The organism is Acidovorax sp. (assembly GCF_046314175.1).
GTDB lineage: Bacteria > Pseudomonadota > Gammaproteobacteria > Burkholderiales > Burkholderiaceae_C > Acidovorax.
The window spans coordinates 1-20,248 of the sequence record NZ_JBKBXG010000090.1 but is presented as its reverse complement, the minus strand read 5'-3'; the positions used below and the strand labels follow the sequence as shown (position 1 = coordinate 20,248).

Annotated in this window: 18 protein-coding genes and 1 pseudogene; 13 read left to right on the top strand and 6 right to left on the bottom strand. The window is 64.9% G+C overall.

The features are described from left to right. The 4 genes from ACK4OE_RS20735 to ACK4OE_RS20720 all read left to right on the top strand — a co-directional run. Positions 1-1,086 (top strand): dihydroxy-acid dehydratase (locus ACK4OE_RS20735; RefSeq protein WP_409887638.1); only part of this gene is annotated, 1,086 nt, incomplete at its 5' end. A gap of 54 nt (positions 1,087-1,140) precedes the next feature. Beyond that, positions 1,141-2,373: a fumarylacetoacetate hydrolase family protein gene (locus ACK4OE_RS20730; protein WP_409887636.1), complete on the top strand. Its 1,233-nt coding sequence runs from the start codon at positions 1,141-1,143 to the stop codon at positions 2,371-2,373. A gap of 53 nt (positions 2,374-2,426) precedes the next feature. Then, the gene (locus tag ACK4OE_RS20725) at positions 2,427-2,996 is read left to right on the top strand and encodes a TRAP transporter small permease (protein WP_409887634.1); all 570 of its coding nucleotides are present in this window, start codon (positions 2,427-2,429) and stop codon (positions 2,994-2,996) included. A 21-nt stretch (positions 2,997-3,017) separates the two neighbouring features. Beyond that, positions 3,018-4,298 carry a TRAP transporter large permease subunit gene (locus ACK4OE_RS20720; RefSeq protein ID WP_409887632.1) on the top strand — a complete coding sequence of 427 codons (1,281 nt, stop codon included), beginning with the start codon at positions 3,018-3,020 and terminating at the stop codon, positions 4,296-4,298. Between the two features lie 985 nt (positions 4,299-5,283). Here ACK4OE_RS20720 and ACK4OE_RS20715 read toward each other — a convergent pair. Then, entirely contained in the window at positions 5,284-5,925 is a 642-nt protein-coding gene (locus ACK4OE_RS20715; RefSeq protein ID WP_409887630.1) for an NAD(P)-dependent oxidoreductase, read from the bottom strand. Positions 5,926-6,045: 120 nt separating this feature from the next. Between ACK4OE_RS20715 and ACK4OE_RS20710 the strand changes: the two genes are divergently transcribed. The 4 genes from ACK4OE_RS20710 (at position 6,046) to ACK4OE_RS20695 (ending at position 9,964) form a co-directional block, all read left to right on the top strand. After that, positions 6,046-6,948, top strand: a complete 903-nt coding sequence (locus ACK4OE_RS20710) for a LysR family transcriptional regulator (protein WP_409887628.1) — start codon at positions 6,046-6,048, stop codon at positions 6,946-6,948. A 450-nt stretch (positions 6,949-7,398) separates the two neighbouring features. Further along, the gene (locus ACK4OE_RS20705) at positions 7,399-8,358 is read left to right on the top strand and encodes a chemotaxis protein (RefSeq protein WP_409887626.1); all 960 of its coding nucleotides are present in this window, start codon (positions 7,399-7,401) and stop codon (positions 8,356-8,358) included. 282 nt (positions 8,359-8,640) lie between these two features. Continuing rightward, the gene (locus tag ACK4OE_RS20700) at positions 8,641-9,162 is read left to right on the top strand and encodes a hypothetical protein (protein ID WP_409887624.1); all 522 of its coding nucleotides are present in this window, start codon (positions 8,641-8,643) and stop codon (positions 9,160-9,162) included. A gap of 64 nt (positions 9,163-9,226) precedes the next feature. Next, positions 9,227-9,964 carry a DUF4124 domain-containing protein gene (locus tag ACK4OE_RS20695; RefSeq protein ID WP_409887622.1) on the top strand — a complete coding sequence of 246 codons (738 nt, stop codon included), beginning with the start codon at positions 9,227-9,229 and terminating at the stop codon, positions 9,962-9,964. A 30-nt stretch (positions 9,965-9,994) separates the two neighbouring features. On the opposite strand, the gene ACK4OE_RS20690 is transcribed toward ACK4OE_RS20695, so the two are convergent. Then, positions 9,995-10,939 carry an NAD-dependent epimerase/dehydratase family protein gene (locus ACK4OE_RS20690; protein WP_409887620.1) on the bottom strand — a complete coding sequence of 315 codons (945 nt, stop codon included), beginning with the start codon at positions 10,937-10,939 and terminating at the stop codon, positions 9,995-9,997. A gap of 48 nt (positions 10,940-10,987) precedes the next feature. On the opposite strand from ACK4OE_RS20690, the gene ACK4OE_RS20685 reads away from it, so the two are divergent. From ACK4OE_RS20685 to ACK4OE_RS20670, 4 genes are read left to right on the top strand one after another with little or no spacing between them, the layout of a single operon-like run. Further along, a complete protein-coding gene (locus tag ACK4OE_RS20685; RefSeq protein ID WP_409887618.1) occupies positions 10,988-12,052 on the top strand; it encodes a CDP-6-deoxy-delta-3,4-glucoseen reductase in 1,065 nt (354 codons plus the stop codon). A gap of 17 nt (positions 12,053-12,069) precedes the next feature. Beyond that, positions 12,070-14,316 carry an ATP-binding protein gene (locus ACK4OE_RS20680; protein ID WP_409887616.1) on the top strand — a complete coding sequence of 749 codons (2,247 nt, stop codon included), beginning with the start codon at positions 12,070-12,072 and terminating at the stop codon, positions 14,314-14,316. Next, entirely contained in the window at positions 14,313-14,996 is a 684-nt protein-coding gene (locus ACK4OE_RS20675) for a response regulator transcription factor (RefSeq protein WP_409887614.1), read from the top strand. The genes ACK4OE_RS20680 and ACK4OE_RS20675 overlap by 4 nt, the downstream gene beginning before the upstream one ends. A 46-nt stretch (positions 14,997-15,042) precedes the next feature. After that, entirely contained in the window at positions 15,043-16,032 is a 990-nt protein-coding gene (locus ACK4OE_RS20670) for a Bug family tripartite tricarboxylate transporter substrate binding protein (protein WP_409887612.1), read from the top strand. Positions 16,033-16,240: 208 nt separating this feature from the next. Here the strand turns inward: ACK4OE_RS20670 and folK are convergent, their stop codons facing one another. From folK to hda, 4 genes are all read right to left on the bottom strand, one after another. Then, entirely contained in the window at positions 16,241-16,753 is a 513-nt protein-coding gene (folK, locus tag ACK4OE_RS20665; RefSeq protein ID WP_409887610.1) for a 2-amino-4-hydroxy-6-hydroxymethyldihydropteridine diphosphokinase, read from the bottom strand. Between the two features lie 26 nt (positions 16,754-16,779). Continuing rightward, a complete protein-coding gene (gene pcnB, locus ACK4OE_RS20660) occupies positions 16,780-18,384 on the bottom strand; it encodes a polynucleotide adenylyltransferase PcnB (RefSeq protein ID WP_409887608.1) in 1,605 nt (534 codons plus the stop codon). 63 nt (positions 18,385-18,447) lie between these two features. After that, positions 18,448-19,167, bottom strand: coding sequence for an HAD family hydrolase (locus ACK4OE_RS20655; RefSeq protein WP_409887606.1), 720 nt, complete (start codon positions 19,165-19,167; stop codon positions 18,448-18,450). Positions 19,168-19,202: 35 nt separating this feature from the next. Then, positions 19,203-19,901, bottom strand: coding sequence for a DnaA regulatory inactivator Hda (gene hda, locus ACK4OE_RS20650; protein ID WP_409887640.1), 699 nt, complete (start codon positions 19,899-19,901; stop codon positions 19,203-19,205). A 190-nt stretch (positions 19,902-20,091) separates the two neighbouring features. On the opposite strand from hda, the pseudogene ACK4OE_RS20645 reads away from it, so the two are divergent. After that, positions 20,092-20,248 (top strand): annotated as a pseudogene (locus ACK4OE_RS20645) (phosphoribosylformylglycinamidine cyclo-ligase); the annotation flags it as partial.

The following is a 20,248-nucleotide window of genomic DNA, read 5'->3' as shown; positions in this document are numbered from 1 at the left end:
GAACGCGGCCAGATGGCGTACGAAACCGGGCGGCGCATTGTTGATATGGCCTATGAAGACCTGCGACCCTCGCGCATCCTGACGCGCGAGAGCTTCTTGAATGCGCTGTCGGTCATCAGCGTGGCCGGGGGCAGCAGCAATGCGCAGGTCCACGTGATGGCCATGGCGCGCCATGCGGGCGTGGTGCTGGAGGCCAAGGACTGGACCGAACACGCCTATGACCTGCCCCTGCTGCTGAACATGCAGCCTGCGGGCCAGTTTTTGGGTGAGCGATTCTTTCGCGCGGGCGGTGTGCCTGCGCTGATGTGGGAGCTGCAGCAGGCTGGCAAGCTGCACGCCGAGTGCGCCAGCGTGACAGGAAAAACCATCGGCGACAACCTGCAGGGCCGCGAGACGCGCGACCGTGAGGTGATCCGCCCGTTCAGCGCTCCGCTGATGCAAAAAGCGGGGTTCCTGGTGCTCAGCGGCAACCTGTTCGACTTCGGCATCATGAAGACCTCGGTGATATCGCCCGCGTTTCGCGCATGCTACCTGAGCCAGCCGGGGCACGAGGGCATCTTTGAAGCCCGCGCCGTGGTGTTTGAGGGCGCCGACGACTACCACGCACGCATCAACGACCCGGCGCTGAACATCGACGAAGGCTGCATTCTGGTGATGCGCGGCGCGGGGCCCATTGGCTGGCCCGGCTCCGCCGAGGTGGTCAACATGCAGCCGCCCGACGCGCTGATCCGGCGCGGCATCAACACGCTGCCCACGCTGGGTGACGGGAGGCAGTCGGGCACGGCAGACAGCCCGTCCATCCTGAACGCATCGCCCGAGAGCGCCGTGGGCGGGGGCCTCTCCTGGCTGCAAAGCGGCGACACCATCCGCATCGACCTCAACACCGGGCGCTGCGATGCGCTGGTCGCGCCCGAGGAAATCGCCCGCCGAAAGCGTGAACTGCCCGACCCACCCGTGCCCGCGAGCCAGTCCCCCTGGGAGGCGTTGTACCGCGAGAAGACGGGGCAGCTGGCCGATGGCGCGACGCTGGACTTTGCGCTGGCATTCCAGCGCATTTCCGAAAAGACACCACGCCACAACCACTGACAACGAGCGGGCGGGCCAGCGGTGCCTTCCCCGGATTTTTTCGAAGGACTCTCCATGAACAACATGACGGCGACGGCAGTTGCTGAACGGGCCCGCGCGCCCCAGACCGCATTGCAAGTGCTTCCCGACGATGGCCTGCAGGGCACGCTGGTGGGCCGGGTGTGGGCACCACAGGGCGCCGTTGCGGGCCCGGCTGTGGTGGCGCTGCGGCCCGAAGGTGTGTTCGACCTCAGCGCGCACTACCCCACCATGAGCACGCTGCTCGACACGCTGGCGCCCGCCGAGGCGGTGCGTGCAGCCACCGGCCAGTACCTGTGCAGCGTGGATGACCTGCTGACCAACAGCCTGCCCGGCACGCGCGACACGAGCCGCCCCTGGCTCCTGGCCCCGTGCGACCTGCAGGTGGTCAAGGCGGCGGGCGTCACGTTTGCTGCCAGCCTGATCGAGCGCGTGATCGAAGAACAGGCCCGGGGCGACGCCAGCCGTGCGCAAGCCTTGCGAAGCCAGGTCATCGAGCTGATCGGCGAGAACCTTGCCGACATCCGCCCTGGTTCGCCCGAGGCCATGGAACTCAAAACGTTGTTGCAAGAGAAAGGCCTGTGGTCGCAGTATCTGGAGGTGGGTATTGGCCCCGATGCCGAGGTGTTCACCAAGGCGCCGGTGCTGGCGTCCGTCGGCTGCGGGGACGACATCGGCATCCGTTCCGATTCGGCCTGGAACAACCCCGAGCCCGAGGTGGTGCTTGCCGTGAACAGCCGGGGCCAGATCGTGGGCGCCACGCTGGGCAACGACGTGAACCTGCGCGACATCGAGGGCCGCAGCGCCCTGCTGCTGGGCAAGGCCAAGGACAACAACGCGTCGTGTGCGCTGGGGCCTTTCATCCGCATATTTGATGGCGCGGGCTTTGGCCTGGACCAGGTGCGCAACGAAACCGTGCACCTGCGCGTGGCGGGTGCAGACGGGTACGAGCTGCGCGGCATCAACACCATGGCCAGCATCAGCCGCGACCCGGCCGACCTGGTGGCGCAGACACTGGCAGCGCACCAGTACCCGGACGGGTTCATGCTGTTTTTGGGCACGCTGTTTGCGCCCATTGAAGACCGGGACGAGCCCGGAAGCGGTTTTACCCACAAGCTTGGGGACGTGGTCACCATACAAAGCCACTGGCTGGGCGGCTTGCACAACCGCGTGACCCACAGCGAAACCGCCGCGCCCTGGCGCTTTGGCTTGCGCGCTTTCATCAGCAATCTGACGCAGCGCGGCTTGTTGCGCGACGCAGTGCTTTGACCTGCTCAGAGCAACACAGAATGGTCAAAGACGCCACTACGGAGACAACAACCATGCTGAACGCCCTCATAGACCGGTGCTGCCGGTGGATCAACATCCTCATCGCGCTGGCACTGGCCGTGATGGTGGTGATGGTGTTCGGCAACGTGGTGCTGCGCTACGCCTTCAACTCCGGCATCGCGGTCAGCGAAGAGGTGTCGCGCTGGCTGTTTGTGTGGATCACGTTCCTGGGTGCCATCGTGGCGGTGAAAGAACACGGCCACCTGGGCACCGACCTGGTTCTCACCAAGCTTCCACCCATCGCACAACGGGTGTGCCTGGTCATCAGCCACGGCCTCATGCTGTTTTGCACCTGGCTGCTGTTCAGTGGCGCCCTGTCGCAGGCCCGCATCAACTGGGATGTGGAGGCGCCCGTGACCGGCGCATCAATGGCGATCTTCTACGCGTCCGGGGTCGTGTTTGCCGTGGCGTCGGGCGCGCTGCTGCTGCTCAACCTGTGGCGGCTGCTGTCGGGGCAGATGCCAGACGACCAACTGGTGCGCGCGCCCGGCGCCGAAGAAGTGGCCACCGCCGAGGCCTTGCACCTTGCCCGCACCACCACGCCACCACCGCCATCCAAGTGAGCCCGCCCAGGAGACCACCCCATGACCGTATTCATCTTTCTCGGCGCGCTATTAGCAGCCATGGCCGTTGGCGTTCCTATTGCCTACGCACTGCTGGTCTCAGGCGTGGCGCTGATGTGGCACCTGGACCTGTTCGACGCACAGATCCTGGCGCAGAACGTCATCAACGGCGCAGATTCATTCCCGCTGCTGGCCGTGCCATTTTTCATGCTGGCGGGCGAGATCATGAACGCGGGGGGCTTGTCGCAGCGTATCGTCAAGCTGGCACTGACGCTGGTGGGGCACAAGCGCGGCGGCCTGGGTTTTGTGGCCATCCTCGCGGCCTGCATGCTGGCGGCGCTATCGGGCTCTGCCGTGGCAGACACCGCTGCATTGGCCGCGTTGCTGCTGCCCATGATGGTCAAGGCTGGCCACGACAAGGCGCGCGCCGGGGGGCTGATTGCCTCGGCGGGCATCATCGCGCCCGTCATTCCGCCGTCGATTGGTTTTGTGGTGTTTGGCGTGGCGGCGAATGTGTCGATCAGCAAGCTGTTTCTGGCGGGTATCGTGCCGGGGCTGCTGATGGGCCTGTCGATCGCTGCGGCCTGGTACTGGGTGTCGCAGCGCGAAAACATCAAGCCCCCGCCCCGTGCGACCACTGCGGAAATGCTGCAGGCCTTGAAGGAATCCACCTGGGCGCTGTTCCTGCCGGTGATCGTGATCGTGGGCTTGAAGATGGGCGTGTTCACCCCTACCGAAGCCGCCGCCGTGGCCGCCGTCTATGCGCTCTTCGTGGCCACGGTGGTGTACCGCGAACTGCACTGGCGCCAGCTGACTGCCGTGTTCGTAAATGCCGCCAAGACCACGGCCGTGATCATGTTCCTGGTGGCCGCCGCCATGGTGAGCGCCTGGCTCATCACCGTGGCCGACATCCCGCGCCAACTGGTCGCCCTGCTCAAGCCCTTCATGGACAACCCCATCCTGCTGATGATGGCCATCATGCTGCTGGTGATGGCCGTGGGCACCGCCATGGACATGACACCCACCATCTTGATCCTGGCGCCCATGCTGATGCCCGTCATCAAGGCCGCAGGCATCGACCCGGTCTACTTCGGCGTGCTGTTCATCATGAACAACGCCATCGGCTTGATCACTCCGCCGGTGGGCACCGTGCTGAATGTGGTGGCGGGGGTGGGACGCATGCGCATGGACGAAGTCACCCGGGGCGTGCTCCCCTTCATGGGCGCGCAGTTCGCGATGATGTTTTTGATGGTGCTGTTCCCGTCCATCGTGCTGGTGCCGATGCGGTGGTTTATTGGGTAAAAGTGCTCCCAAGCACCATCTGAATACTCTTTAGAGCGATTCCGATGCACCGGCGCCTCGTCAACCCCGGGCATTTCGCAAGGAGGCGCGATGTTAGTGCTGCGATTGCACTCCAGTCACTCGTCCTTCTGATAGGTAGAGAAATCTCCCTCCACTATAGACCCACTGCTCACGAGTTCCGTATTGCGTAACGGTTCTGTTGACGGACTCAGGAGACCCCCATGCTGATTGTCGGGCCTCAGCAGCAGTTAAGCCCACGACAGGATCGCTCGCGACAGATTGCTGCACTGCGTTACCCTGACTTGGTTGAGCTACAACCCTCTCAAACGCCTGCGCGCGATCACTTTCGAGCCTCTGGCGACGGCCTTCTTTCGCCTCCTGACTCTCACCATTTGCCTCATCCACAGCCCTACGGCACTTTATCTCCTCGGTACTGCCTGCGCACCTCGCATAGGGGTTCTGTGATGTCTGTTTGACTGTGGGCGGCGTCCCCGCTGCGAGGGATTGACTGGGGGCGCCTGCATCGCAACCTGCCAACACCAAGAAAACCGCCGCGCAACTCAAACCAGAAGCGAACCGAAACGTCACTCGTCGTCCTTTACTCAAATTAGTCATCGAGGCGGCTCAGTTGAAGGCCAGATTTTCTACCGACGAAGTGCCCTGGTCGGCTCTTGTCTTCACGTAAAAGCTCGCCCGTACTCTCCAGGCTGTAGTCATATACAGAGCGCGTCGCAGTATGGGAGCGAAGCTGCACTGCGCTGACGCATACGGAATATTGATTTCCGTGCTCGTCCGTAGCCAAGAAAGTTCGTACAACCGCCATCTTCTCTCCCTTAAAAACTTAGATGAGCATTCTCTACATTTGCACCTTCGTAGCAAAGCGCATGCTGCATCGGGCTCTTCGAGCAGCCTTCCTGCTTCTCAAACTGAATGAATTTGGACCGCCGTAGATTACCTGTTACCCAGAGGGATGGTCCATTTGTGGTCAGTTCGCCACCGTAAACCGCTTCTGCACATGCCGTGGCGTTTCAAGCTCGTCGGCAATGGCCACCGCCAGGTCGGCCACGCTGATGCTGCCGGGCTGATCGCCATTCATCAGCGGCGCCTCGTCACCCAGGCGGTACTGGCCCGTGCGCTCGCCGGGCTGCAGCAGGATGGGGGGCGACAGGAAGGTCCAGTCCAGTGTGTTTTCGGCACGGATCCAGTTCAGCGTCTCGCGGGCGGCCAGAGCGCCCTGCTTCCATTCAGCGGGGAACTGGGCCGTGTCCACCAGCTGCACGCCGGGCGCTACAAACAAGCTGCCGGCTCCGCCCACCATGAGGAAGCGGCGCACACCGGCGGCTTTGGTGCCGTCGATGATGGCGCGGGTTCCTTTCAGGAATTCATCGTGGATGTTGGGGTTCTCCCAGCCGGGGTTGTAGGCGCTCACCACTGCATCGTGGCCTGCGGCGGCCTTGGCGACCTGGGCAGCATCCTGGGCGTCGGCGGCCACCACGGACAGGCCTTCGCGGGGGGTCAGCTTGCCAAGGTTGCGTGCCAGCACTGTAACGCGGTGGCCGCGTTGCAGCAGTTCATCAAGCACGGCCGAGCCGACGAAGCCGGTGGCACCAATCAGAGCGATGTTCATACGAGGTCCTTGGTTTCAAAGTTGCGATGCAGTGAGAATAGGGGCTTGTCAAAGCAGGCGGTAGATGGCTAAAACTGCCTTCTCTTTGAAGCTCCACTTCACAATAAGTCCTTGTTACCTATGGAAGACCTCAAACGCATGGCCGTCTTCGCCGCCGTGGTGCAACACGGCTCGATGAGCGGTGCAGCCCGCGCTTTGGGCATGAGCACCTCCGCCGTAAGTCAGCAGGTGCGCAAGCTGGAAAGCGATGGCGGCGTCACGCTGCTGCACCGGTCTACCCGCAAGCTGGCACTCACCGAGGCGGGCCAGCGCTACCACGCGCGCTGCGCGGCCATGTGTGCTGCGGCCGATCAGGCGCGCGCCGAGCTGGCCGCGTCGCGCGATGCGCCCAGTGGCGAGCTGCGCCTGTCAGCTACCGTGGGTTTTGCGCGCCATATTTCGCCCGCGCTGGGCGAGCTGCTGTCGGCACACCCCGCGCTGCGCCTGCGCCTGCTGGTGGACGACTCCACCATCGACCTCATCAATGCGCGTATTGACTTGGCCGTGCGCTATGGGCGGCTTCAGGATTCCAGCTGGGCAGCCAGACGTCTGGGTGGCATGCAGTGGATCCTGTGCGCATCACCCGACTGGGCGGCCGCGCATGGGCTGCCACAGGACCCCGACACGCTGCTGTCCCACAGCTGGCTTGGCTTTGCGCGCGAGAACGGCGGCCTTGTAGTCGACCTGCGCAGCCCTGCGGGCGAGCAGCGCGCTTTGCGGGTGGAGCCGCGCATTGCCAGCAATAACCAACTGTCCATCCAGCAGATGTGTGAGGCCGGGTTAGGCCTGGCGCTGGTGGGCAGCATGGATGCACAGGATGGGCTGCAGGACGGCCGGCTGGTGCGACTGCTGCCCGACTGGTCGTTTGGCACGCTGGATATCTGGGCCGTGACCCCCCAGCGCGACGCGCAACCGGCGAAGGTGCGGCAGACCATTGCGGCGCTGCACCGCTATCTGCGGGACTTGCCAGGAGTGACGGTCTGAGAGATTGAGAGACTGAGAGATGAAACCACTGGTGGACTGTAGGCTGTTGCGGCACCACTTTTACGCCCCCACCCCACCGGGCCGCACTACACAAAAACAAAAACGGGCGCGGGTCACGTGGCACAAAAATGAACAGCAAATGATTGTTGACTACATTTTGATAAATATGATAAATTTAGTAAATGACGGATACCCTACCGCTGCATCAGTGGGAGGACCGGAATGAAACATGGGGAGGGGAAGCATGAGTGGGTGTGGCGTTGCACCTTGCCTCGCGGCGAGGCGCAGTGGCTAAAAACGCACCGATCTGTGCCATCCGCACCTATGCAAACCCTTATCCGACAGTGACCTCGCAGAGAAACACCAACAACTGGCGTAAAAATTTACGAACAGCTTTGGCGTTCTCCTCCTAGAATTTGTAAACGTGCGTATCAGCGCGAAGGACCCATCATGAAAGCAGTGCAGCAGGACATCGACGAGCGGACCAACCTCACCAGCACCAACAAATTCGAGCTGCTGCTGTTTCGCCTGGGCACCGACAGTGCTCTGGGCAAATCCGAGCTGTTCGGCATCAACGTGTTCAAGATCCGAGAGATCGTGGCCATGCCCAGCATCACGCCGATTGCGGGCACCACGCAGTTCTCACTGGGCGTGGTCAACCTGCGCGGGCAGGTGATCCCTGTGCTGGACTTGCCGGCCATTGTCGGCTGCAAGCCACAGACGGGCCTGAACATCATGCTGGTGACCGAGTACGCGCGCACCACGCAGGCGTTCGCGGTCGAGTCGGTGGAAGACATCGTGCGACTGGACTGGAAGCAGGTGCTCTCGGCCGAAACCAGCGGCGCTGCAGGCAAGCTGGTCACCAGCATCGCCCGTCTGGATGGCAACACCGACGAGTCGCGTCTGGCCCAAGTGCTGGACGTGGAGGCCATCCTGCAGATGGTGTCGCCTTCGGACGGCCACGAGGTCACCGAAGAAAAGGTGGGCGCCAAACTCAAACTCAGGCCCGGCACCATCATCCTGGCTGCAGACGATTCATTCGTAGCGCGCTCGCTCATCGAGCAGGAACTCAAGGTTCTGGCTGCCCCCTACGAAATGGTGAAGTCTGGAAAAGAAGCGTGGGACCGCCTCAACGCCATTGCCAAAAGCGCCGAGGCCGAAGGCAAAACGGTGCTGGACCGCGTCTCCATGGTGTTGACCGACCTGGAAATGCCAGAAATGGACGGCTTTACCCTGACGCGCAACATCAAGCAGGATGCGCGCTTTCATGGGTTGCCGGTGGTGATCCACTCATCACTGTCGGGCTCGGCCAATGAAGACCACGTGCGCAGCGTGGGTGCCGACGGTTATGTGGCCAAGTTCGTGGCTGAAGACCTGGCTGAGACCATCCGCCGAGTGCTGCCCAAATAGCTGGGTTCCGACGAGTTTTTGCAGTCAAATTGGCTGCTAGCGCTTGTCAAATAAGCGCTAGCAGCTATTATTTTTGCAGTACCGGACAGTCGACGCGGTGAACGCAGCACCCACGCGGCGCGCCCGCCTACAGACGGCAGGTCAACCAAAACGGTATACCGGGCGCTAAAGGGATTGGTGCTGAAAGGCACAGGCCCTTATTGGTAACACTCCACCAGAGTGCTTTTCAGAGGCTTTACCTCCCCGTTGGAACGCCTCCCACCTAGCCCGAGTCTGACTACCATGACACATCACATCGCCCGCATCATTTCTGTCACGGTCCTGGGCACCGTGCTGACTGGCTGCGCAACGGTGCCTGGCGACCCCTATTACCAGCAACCGAGCTACCAGGTGTATGAGCAGCCCGGCTACATCTATAACAACGCCCCCCCCGCCTACTATCCGGCGCCGGTTTACTCTGCGCCAGCGCCCATATACCGCGCACCCACCCCCATCTACTATGGCGGGCGCGATGACCGCGACGGCCGGTGGAACAACAACCGCGACAGGGACCGCGCGGAACGCGAACGCATTGAGCGCGACCGCGCCGCCCGTGACCGTGCAGACCGTGACCGTCGCGAACAGCAGGCACGCGACGCCGCAAATCGCGACCGTGCTAGGGACCAGGCCGAGCGCGACCGCAGAGCAGCAGAAGACCGGCGCAACCGCGACCAGCGTCCAGGGCGTATGGCTCCCGACAGCTACACCCCACATCCGCAAGACTGGCGCTCACGCCAGTCCGAAAACAGCGGCGAAAAGCCCTGAGCCCCGCCAGAGGCAGCAGGATCACCGAGCCCACAACCAATAGCCAATAGCTAGCAGACAAACCATGATGTTACGCCGCCACCAGATCCTCATTGGGCTGTGCGCTGCCTGGATGCTGGCAGGTGCGCAGGCCCAGGTTGTGCGCTGCACCGATGCCCGCACTGGCAAAGTCACGTATACGGACGGGGTTTGCCCAGGCGGTGCGGCGGCGCGGGAGGTGGAGCCCCGCAAGTCCCCTGCAGAGCTACAGCAAGAACGTGAACTGGCCGCCGAGGCGCTGGAGCGCAAGCAGCAACGGCTTCAGGCCGAAGCCACGGCCGCAGAAACAGACGCCCTGCGCAATGCCGAACGAGACCGTGCGCGTGCTGCTCAGGCGGCCGCAGCTGCCCCCCAGCCGCAGGACTACGCCCGCTCGCCCGAGTGCGCGCGCTCTCGCCGCAACCTGGACATGGTGGCCAGTGGCTTGTCGCGATCTACCTATGACCAAGAGCTGCGCCTGGAGGCCGCCCAGCGCCAGGTGGACCTGGACTGCCTGGGCCCGCAGGGCTATGCCGAGGTAGAAAAGGCCCGCGCCAACCAGCCCCGCGTTGTGGTGGTGCCCTCTGTGGGCAACCGCCCGCTGTACCCCGATCCGTTTCCGCAGGTGGGCAGGCCAACACCACCACCGCCACCACGCCTCACGCAGTGCGGAGACTTCAGCTGCACCGACAGCCAGGGCAATCGCTACCCGCGCGCTGGCCCTGGTCGGCTCCCCGGCCCGGCCGGGGTCTGCCGTTCGGCGGGTGGGCAGGCACCCTGCTGAGGTGGTGATGTGGGCGCTGCGGCTGCGCTGCTAAGCACGCAGCCCTTTGGCCACGCTGGGGTAACGCAAACGTACCCCCAGCTCCTGGAGCATGCGGCGGTTGTCCAGCCGCCGCGATTCGCTCATGAAACTCAGTAGCATCAACGAAAGTTGCTCTTGCGCGCCGCTGCGGGGCACCCGCGGCGGGCGTGGCAGGTCATACAGGTCGGCCGCCAGGTCAAAGTAGTCGCCCATCTTCATGTGGGTGGAATCGCTCACGTTGTAGGCCCGTTGTGGCCGCCCGCGCCACAAGGCGGCCATGCAGGCACGCGCCAGGTCGTCGGCGTGGATGTGGTTGGTGAATACATCGTCCTCGGCCACCAGCACCGGAGTACCCCGGCGCAGGCGCGCCTCGGGTGTGCCGCCCTCGCGGTCGGGCGCATAGATGCCCGGAATGCGCAGCACGCTGGCCCGCACGCCTGCACGGCCCAGGTGGCGCACCGCCCGCTCGGCATTCACCCGGCGTTGCGCGCGCGGCGTGGCGGGCGCCACAGCGCGTGTCTCGGGCACCAGCGCGCCCTGGCAGTCTCCATACACACCGCTGGTGGACGCGTACACCAGCGACGCGGGCAGGCTGCGCAACCGCAAAGCCTGGGTCAACGCCACCGTGCGCGGGTCGCGCCACCAGGCATTGCCACCAGCGCCTTCGCCCGGCGGGGGCGCCAGATGCAGCACGCGCGTGGCCACGCCAGACAGACGCCGCAATGTGGCGGCGTCATCCAGATTACCCACGAGCGGCACCGCCCCTTGCGTCCGCAGCACCGGCACCCGCCCCGCACTGGAGGTGAGTGCCAGCACCCGCATACGCCCGGCCCCTGGGCCGGTCTGCAGGTTGCGCACCACGCGTTGACCCACGTCACCACAACCCACAATGAGCAGGCGTTCGCGGCGAAAGCGGGCTGGCAGCGCGCCGAGAGGACTTTGGTTTGAGGGCAAAATCAGGTCCGTTTAGTTTGCTTGAGACGACTCCAAGGATACCCACACATGACCAGCGCAGAGGCTGCAACCCCCGCAGCGTTCCAGATCACCGTGCAGCCCAGCGGCCGCGCTTTCAGTGCCAATGCGGGCGAAGCCATCCTGGCCGCAGCCATCCGCAGCGGCGTGGGCCTGCCCTACGGCTGCAAGGACGGCGCCTGCGGGTCGTGCAAGTGCAAAAAAATCAGCGGCGCCGTGCACCATGGCGAGCACCAGTCCAAGGCACTCACCGCCGACGAAGAGGCCGCGGGCCTGGTGCTGACCTGCTGCGCGCAGCCACTGACTGACGTGGTGCTTGAATCGCGCCAGGTCACCGACGAAAGCGCCTACCCCATCAAGAAGATGCCGGTACGTGTGTCCTCGCTCGAGAAAAAATCGCACGACGTGATGCAGGTGCGCCTGCAACTGCCCGCGGCCGACACCTTCCGCTACCACGCAGGCCAGTACATCGAGTTCATCCTGCGCGACGGCGCCCGCCGTGCCTATTCGATGGCCAATGCACCGCACACACAGACCGAGGCGCCGGGTGTGGAACTGCACATCCGCCACATGCCAGGCGGCAAGTTCACTGACCACGTGTTCGGCGCGATGAAGGAAAAGGAAATCCTGCGGGTGGAAGGCCCGTTCGGCAGCTTCTTTTTGCGGGAAGACTCGAACAAGCCCATGGTGTTTCTGGCGTCCGGCACGGGCTTTGCCCCCATCAAGGCGCTGATCGAGCACATGCAGTTCAAGGGCATCACCCGCCCCACGGCGCTGTACTGGGGCGGCCGCCGCCCGGGCGACCTGTACCTGCACGATTGGATGCTGGCCCGTGTGGCCGAAATGCCGCACCTCACCTATGTGCCGGTGGTGTCCAACGCCCTGCCAGAGGATGGCTGGACGGGCCGCGCAGGGTTTGTTCACCAGGCGGTGATGGATGACTTTGCAGACCTCTCGGGCCACCAGGTGTATGCCTGTGGTGCACCCATCGTGGTGGAATCTGCACGCGATGCCTACAGCGCCCATCGAGGCCTGCCCGCCGAGGAGTTCTACGCGGACTCCTTTACCTCCGAAGCGGATAAACACGGCGGCTGAGCGTACGCTGCGCCGCCATGGGCCTGCCCAACGTACCGGCCATGCCCATGGATGTGAGGGCGACTGACGCCGCACACGGCGGCACGCCCCCAACCCAGTCCGCCACCACCTTTTCTCGCCTGCGCGCTGCCTTGCGCGGCTCTGGCCCCATGACAGCCGTGCTGGGCGTGGCGGTACTGCTGGTGCTGGGCGCAGGCGAATGGGCAACCCGCGACGAACTCGACACCCAATGGGACAACCTGCGCCGATCCGGCGAAGTGCAGGCCCTGGCCTTGCGCGGCGTGGCCACACGCTACAACTACCTGCCTTTTACCGCCGCGCAGCAGCCCCTGGTGGCGGCCCTGCTGCGCAACCCCGACTCCCGCAGCGGGCGTAACGCAGCCAACGCCTACCTGCAGGCCGTGAACGCCAACGCGGGCTCGGACACGCTGTATGTGATGGATTCCAAGGGCGTGACCCTGGCCTCCAGCAACTGGGACACGCCCAGTAGCTTTGTGAACCAAAACTACAGCAACCGCCCGTACTTTCGCGATGCACTGCAGGGCCTCGCCGGGCGCTTCTACGGCGTTGGCAAAACCACGGGCGAACCGGGCCTGTTTGCATCCGCCCCCGTTTATGACGATGGTCAGGTCATCGGCGTGGTCGCCGTCAAGGTGCAGATGCAGCCCATCGTGGACACCTGGGCTCAACTGCGCGACCCGGTGTTTCTGGCGGACGAACGCGGCATCCTGTTCCTTGGTTCCGTCACCCCTTGGCTGTACAAGACCACCCGCTCACTGTCAGCCCAGGACGTGCATCAGGTAAAGCACGACGAGCAATACGGCGCCCGCTGGACCCCGCAGCCCGTGCCCTGGCAGGTGCGCCAGCGCGAAGACCAGCCGGGGGTGGAGCTGCGGCTGTCCGACAGCGGCAAAGACTATCTGGCGTTTGAAGAACCCCTGCCCGACCTGGGCTGGACGCTCACCCTGACCGCCGACAGCAAGGTGGTGGCGCAAGCCCGGCAGCAGGCCTGGGTGCTGGCCACCCTCGCCTCGGGCCTGCTGGTGCTGGGCGCGCTGTACTGGCAACTGCGCGAGCGCCGCCTGCAAGAGAACCGGCAGGCCCGCATCGAACTGGAGCAGCGCGTGTTGGAGCGCACGCATGCGCTGCAGCAGGCACAGGCGTTTCGCCAGTCGATGGAAGACTCGCTGCTGGTGGGCATGCGCGCACGTGACCTGGAAGGCCGCATCGTCTACGTGAACGCCGCCATGTGCGACATGGTGGGCTACAGCGCCGACGAGTTGATCGGCTGCCTGCCGCCCTACCCCTACTGGCACCCCGATGAACTGGCCCGCCACTGGAAGGACAGCGACACCGCCCTGGCGGGCAAAGCCGCCCCCCAGGGCAACGAAAACCGCCTGCGGCACCGCAATGGATCGGACGTGTACACCATGTTCTACACGGCCCAGCTCATCGATGGAGACGGCAAACACATCGGCTGGATGAGTTCGGTGGTGGACATCACCGCGCAAAAACGGGCCGAAGAGCAGCAGCAGCAGCGCGAGGCGCAATTGCAGCGCGTGCAGCGCGTGATCACCGTGGGCGAGATGGCATCCACCCTGGCGCACGAGCTGAACCAGCCGCTGGCCGCACTGGTCAACTACGCGGCCGCCGCACGCTCGCTGGCGGCGCAAGGCAAGACCGAACTGCTGAACGACAGCCTCGCCGCCCTCTCGGCCCAGGCATTGCGCGCCGCTGACATCGTGGGCCGCATACGCCGCTGGGTGCGCCAGCATCCAGCGGCCCGGGAGCCCTGCGACCTGAACGCGGCGGTGGACGAATCGCTGGGGCTGCTGCTGCGCGCAGAAGCCCGGCGCCATGGCATTGCCGTGCGGCTGGACCTCGCCCGGGCGCCCCTTAAGGTGCTTGCCGACCGCGTGTTGCTGGAGCAGGTGGTGCTCAACCTGGGGCTCAACGCGCTGCAGGCGATGCAGGCCATGCCCACCGCCCCCCGAACCACCGCGCACCACGAACTGTTGCTGCGCACCACGTTGGATGCCGGGCAGGCATCGCTGCAGGTGCTGGACTGTGGCCCGGGCCTGCCGCCCGAAATCGCGCAGCGCCTGTTCGAGCCATTCTTCACCACGCGCTCGGACGGCCTGGGTCTCGGCCTGAACATCTGCCGCTCCATTGTCGAGAGCATGGGCGGCGAGCTGCTGGCCCGCAACCGCGAAGGCGGCGGCGCAATCTTTGAAATCCGTTTGCCCAAGGCGCCCACCGCATGACAGATGCCCCCCTCGCCCGATCTGAGGAAACCGAGCCCGCCACCGTCCACATCGTGGACGACGATGAGGGTGTGCGCCATTCACTGGTGGCACTGCTGCTGGCGGGTGGCTACCGGCCGCACACCTACGGCAGCGGACCGGAGTTTCTGGCCCGGGCTGACCTGGCCCAACCCGGCTGCGTGCTGCTGGACTTGCGCATGGACGGGATGAGCGGGCTGCAGGTGTTTGAAGACATGCGCAAACGGCAGACAGTGCTCAAAACAGTGTTCCTCTCGGCCCACGGCGAGCTGGCGTCGGCCGTGGCGGCCGTCAAACAAGGGGCGGTGGACTGGCTGGAAAAGCCCTGCAACGAGCAGACGCTGCTGAGCGCCGTCGCCAAGGCGGCAGCCTTGTCACAGACCGAGGCGCAACGCGCCCAGCGCCGCCACCAGCTGCTGGAGCGCTGGAACGGCCTGAGCCCACGCCAGCAGGCCGTGGCGCGCCTGTTGGCCACGGGCCTCAGCAGCAAAGAAGCCGCACGCGCCCTGGCCCAGCAAGACCCCGAGCGCCCGATAGACCCCCGCACGGTGGACACCCACCGCCTGGCCATCTTCCTCAAACTGGACATCCGTACGTCGCACGAACTGGGCATGCTGGTCGAAGATCTGGGCCTGCCCGCCGATGTTTTTCGCACCCAATGACAGGGTTTCATAAGCTTTCTTACGATTCTTTTGCACAATGGCGCCCATGAACCGCAGAAACCACCTCCTCGCCAGCGCCGCTCTTGCAGCGGTTTTTTCATCCCCGTTTGCTGCGTCCGTGGCATTTGCGCAGGACTCCGGCCAGCCCATCCGGCTGATCGTGCCCTACGCACCGGGCGGCCCCATCGACGTGACAGCGCGCGCGCTGGCCGAACGGGTGCGTGAATCGCTGGGCACGGTCATCATCGACAACAAGGGCGGCGCAGGCGGCAACATCGGCGCCGACGCCATTGCCAAGGCAGCGCCCGACGGCCTGACCATCGGCATTGCCGCCACGGCCACCCACGCCGTCAACCCCTGGCTGTATGCGCGCATGCCGTACGACGCGGCCAAGGACTTTGTCGGCATCACGCAAATGGTGCGCGTGCCCAACGTGCTCGTCATCAACGCAGCCAAGGCCGAGCAGCTCAAGATCAACACCCTGGCCGACCTGATTGCGTATGCCAAAGCCAACCCCGCCAAGCTCAACTACGGCAGCGGCGGCAACGGCAGCGCTGGACATCTGGCGGGCGAAATGTTCAAGCAGCGCGCAGGCATCTTTGCGCTGCACATCCCCTACCGCGGCGCCAACCCCGCGCAACTGGCCCTGCTGGGCGGCGAGGTGGACTTCAACATCGACAACCTGGCAGCCGCTGCCCCCAACATCCGCGCAGGCAAGCTCAAGGCGCTGGCCGTCACCTCGCTCGACGCCTCGCCTTCGCTGCCCGGTGTGCCCCCGCTGTCGGCCACGTTCAAGGGTTTTGCGATTGACACCTGGTGGGGCCTGGTCGCCCCAGCCGCCACGCCCAAGCCGGTGATCGACAAGCTGAACAAGGCGTTTGTCGCCGCCCTCAACGCGCCGGAAACCAAGACCCGCTTTGGCCTGCTGCTGGCCGAACCGGTGGCCAGCACACCCCAGCAGTTCGACACGTTCATGGCCAGCGAGCGGGCCAAGTACCAGCAGGTGGTGAAGGCGTCTGGGGCAAAGGTAGATTGACCCCCTGAGCGGCTGCGCCGCTTCCCCCAATGGGGGACGCCACCCGTGGCCCGGCGAAGCCGGTTCCACGGTGGCACTGGTGTTGCGCAGCGCCAGTTTTGTATGTTGCGGCCGAAGCCGACACTTGAAGATGAATTTTCAGGTGTTTTTGGCCTCTAGCGCTTATCCATAAATCGCTAGCAGCTCCTCTTTCAGGAGCAAACCACTCTCAACCTACCCGATCTGCCCAACTCGGCCCTTCCAGCGGATAGATGTCCTGCGACGCCACAGCCTGCAGCAGATCTGCGCCCACACGCTCGGGCACCAGGTCCGCCAGCGGGCGCAGCACAAATGCGCGTTCTGTCATGCGCGGGTGGGGCACAGTGAGTTCGGGGGTGGTGATCACCTGCTCACCAAACCACAGGATGTCGAGGTCCAGCGTGCGCGGGGCGTTGCGGTAAGGGCGCTCACGGCCTGCGAATTGCTCAATGGACTGCAGAGCCTGCAGCAGGGCTTGGGGCGTCTGCGTGGTGGCCAACTCGGCCACGGCGTTGAGGTAGTCTGGCCCGCCCGCATCGACCGGAGCGCTGCCATAGAGCGGTGACACGCGCAGCAACTGCGTGCCGGGCAACTGGCCAATGGCGGCCAGAGCAGTGCGCAGGGTGGCTTTGCGGTCACCCAGGTTGGCGCCCAAGCCGATGAATACAGAGACGCCCCCCTCAGCGTTGGCCGACTCAGCCATGGGCACCCACGCTGCGCCTGGGTGCGTCACTCGCCCGCAGCGGCGGGTGCGGCGCCTTCGCCACCCCCTGCACCACCGGGCTTGCGGCGACGGCGGCGGCGCTTCTTGGGGGCGCCACCGTCTGACGGGAACTCGGCGTCGCCATCGTTGGCGTTGGCATCGCCCTCAGCAACCTCGGCACGGGGCAAGGCGCGCGGTTCGGCGGCAGGCGCTGCGCGGGGCACTCGTTTGACCACGGGTTGCGCCTTCTGGCGGACCTTTTGTTCTTCCTTCGCCTGGTCCATCAGGTCTTCGCGGCGCTCGTCATCGGCGGTCTGGAAGTCCTGCCACCATTCGGCCAGCGCCTCGCCAACTTCACCGACATCGGCGCGCAGGCGCATGAAGTCGAACCCGGCCCGGAAACGCGGCTGCATCACCATGCCAAACGGCGTGCTGCCCACACGCTTTTCAAAACGCGGCTGCATGACCCAGATCTCGCGCATGTCGGCGGCCAGCTTGCCCCGGCCTGACACGTCGCCAATGCGCTTGTCGAACACTTCGTCGATGGCCTCCTGCAGCGCAGGCAGCGGGTGCTGGCGCTGGTTCAGGCGCGCCTGCCAGCCATTGCGCACGTCTTCCCACAGCACGCAGGCCAAGAGGAAGCTCGGGGCCACAGGCTTGCCTTCGTTGACGCGGCGGTCGGTGTCCACCAGGGCGGCTTTGACAAACGGCGTGTCGGCGCGCTCTACCGCCACATCAAGCAGCGGGTAGATGCCCTTGGCCATGCCCAGCTTGCGCAGCTGTTCGATGGTGGCAATGGCGTGGCCGGTTTGCAGCAGCTTGAGCATTTCGTCAAACATGCGGCTTTGGGGCACCTCGGCCAGCAGCAGTTGCGACTGCACCAGGGGCGCTGCTGTTTTGGCCTCAATGCTGAAACCCAGGCCGCTGAGCTTGGCCGCAAACCGCACGGCACGGATGATGCGCACCGGATCTTCGCGGTAGCGCGTGGCGGGGTCGCCAATCATGCGCAGTGTTTTCTTCTTGGCGTCCTGCAAACCCTTGTGGTAGTCCACCACGATCTGGCTGACCGGGTCGTAGTACATGGCGTTCACGGTGAAGTCGCGGCGCGTGGCGTCTTCGTCCTGCGGGCCCCAGACGTTGTCGCGCAGCACGCGGCCGCTGGCGTCCACGGCATGCTGCATTCCCGACAACTGGGCCTTGCTCGTCTTTTCGTTGCCTGCCACCTGGCCTGCGGCGGCGTTGTCGAGGTAGGCGCGGAAGGTAGAGACCTCGATCACCTCATGTTCGCGCCCTCGGCCATGCACCACGTGCACGATGCGAAAACGCTTGCCGATGATGAAGGCGCGGCGAAACAGGCCCTTGACCTGCTCGGGCGTGGCGTTGGTGGCCACGTCGAAATCCTTGGGACGCAGGCCCAGCAGCAGGTCGCGCACCGCGCCGCCCACGATGTAAGCCTCAAAACCGGCCTGCTTGAGCGTGGCCACCACGTCGGCGGCGCGGCGGTCCACCAGCTCGGGGTTGATGCCGTGTACCGAGGCGGGCACCTCTTCGCGCTTGCCGAAGTGCGGCTTGCCACCGGAGGTGCCGGGCGTCGATTTGCCCATCAGTTTGTCTAGGAACTTCTTGATCATGGAGTGAAAGTATTCAGGGGGTCGGGCACGAAACGGCGGCTGGTAGGGGCTGCAAGGCGCTCATCATTCAGCTGGTGATGCAGGCGTTTCGGCATCGGCCGCAAACAGGTCCAGTATGCGCCAGCCGCGTTCCTGGGCCAGCGCACGCAGGCGCGGGTCGGGGTTGGTGGCGACAGGGTGGTTCACCTTCTCCAACAAAGGCACATCGTTCATCGAGTCGCTGTAGAACGTACTTTCCACGTCGTCCCAGCCCAATTGCCGCTCGGACAGCCATTGTTCCATGCGGCGCACCTTGCCTTCGCGCATGGTGGGGATGCCGTCGATCTCGCCGGTAAACCAGCCACTGGCGTCGCGCACCAGTTGCACGGACAGCAGTTGCGGCACGCCCAGCGCCTGGGCGATGGGCGTGGTCACAAATTCATTGGTGGCGGTAACGATCAGCACCTCGTCACCTGCGGCCTGGTGCTGGCGGATGAGGTCGAGCGCCTGGGGCCGGATGGCCGGGGTGATCACATCGCGCATGAACTGCTGGTGGGCGGCCGCTGCCGCCTCGGGCCCGCGCAGGCGCACGGCCTCGGTGGCAAAACGCACGTAGTCGTGCACATCCAGCGTGCCCGCCTGGTAGTGGGCATAAAACTCGTCGTTGCGCCGCGCGAACTCCACGGGGTCGTTCCAGCCGATGCGGATGGTGAACTCGCCCCACTCGTAATCCGAGTCGAGCGGCAGCAGCGTGTGGTCCAGGTCAAACAGCGCGAGCCGCAGGCGGCGGGGTTCAGAAGTCATTCAGGTTCACAAAGGGACAAAAAAGAGGCGCGGCGTCATTCCGACTCCAGCATGGTTTTGAGCAAGGGGATCGTGATGGCGCGTTGGGTGCGCAGCGCAAAAGCATCGAGCTGTTCAAGCAGTTGCATGAGGCTGCCCAGGTCGCGCGAGAAGCGGTTGAGCATGTAGTCCATCACGTCGTCGCCCAAAAACACGCCGCGTGCGTCGGCCTCCTGGCGCAGCACGGCGCGGCGCTCGGCCTCGCCCAGCAGTTGCAGCTGGAACACATGGCCCCAGCCCAGGCGGCTGCGCAGGTCGTCGCGCAGCGGCAGGTCGGCCGGGGGCAGGTTGCCCGCAGCAAGCACCCAGCGCTGGCTACCGCTGGCGGGGCTGATGGCGTTGACGAACCAGTTGAACGCAGTGGCCTGCTGGGCTGTGCTGTAAAGATGCACGTCGTCCATCACCACGGCGGCCCATTGCTCGTCGAAATCTGGCGGCTCGGCCACGGAGGGGTCCAGCCAGCCCACACGGGCACTGTCGTCGCGCAATGCCTGGCGCACGGCCTTGAGCAAATGCGACTTGCCGCTGCCGGGCTCGCCCCACAGGTAGGTAGGCACGGGGGAGCGGGTGGCCTGGCTGCTACCTTCGCCCACCGCCAGGCGCAGGTGTTGTAAAGCGGCCTCATTGGGGCCTGCATGAAACCGCGCCAGCGTGGGCCCGGTGGCCAGGCCAATGTCCAGCGCCAGCTGTTTCATCATGGCTGCGCCCCAGGGGCGCGCAGGCCAAAGCAGCGGGTAGGGGCACAAAAACGCATGGGCTTGAGGGGCAAAACAGGGCAGCAAGAAGGGGTGAGCGGGGGGCACTGGGTGCGCAACCCGTAAAATCTGGGCAAATTTTAGTCTGCTGCGCACGCTGTTCCGTGCCGTCCCTGCCTTGAGCCCCCCTATGAGCACCTCTGCCACCTCCCCCACCCCCCTGTCCTACAAAGACGCCGGCGTTGACATCGATGCGGGCGACGCCCTGATTGAGCGCATCAGGCCGCTGGCCAAAAAGACCATGCGCGAAGGCGTGCTGGCAGGTATTGGCGGGTTTGGCGCTCTGT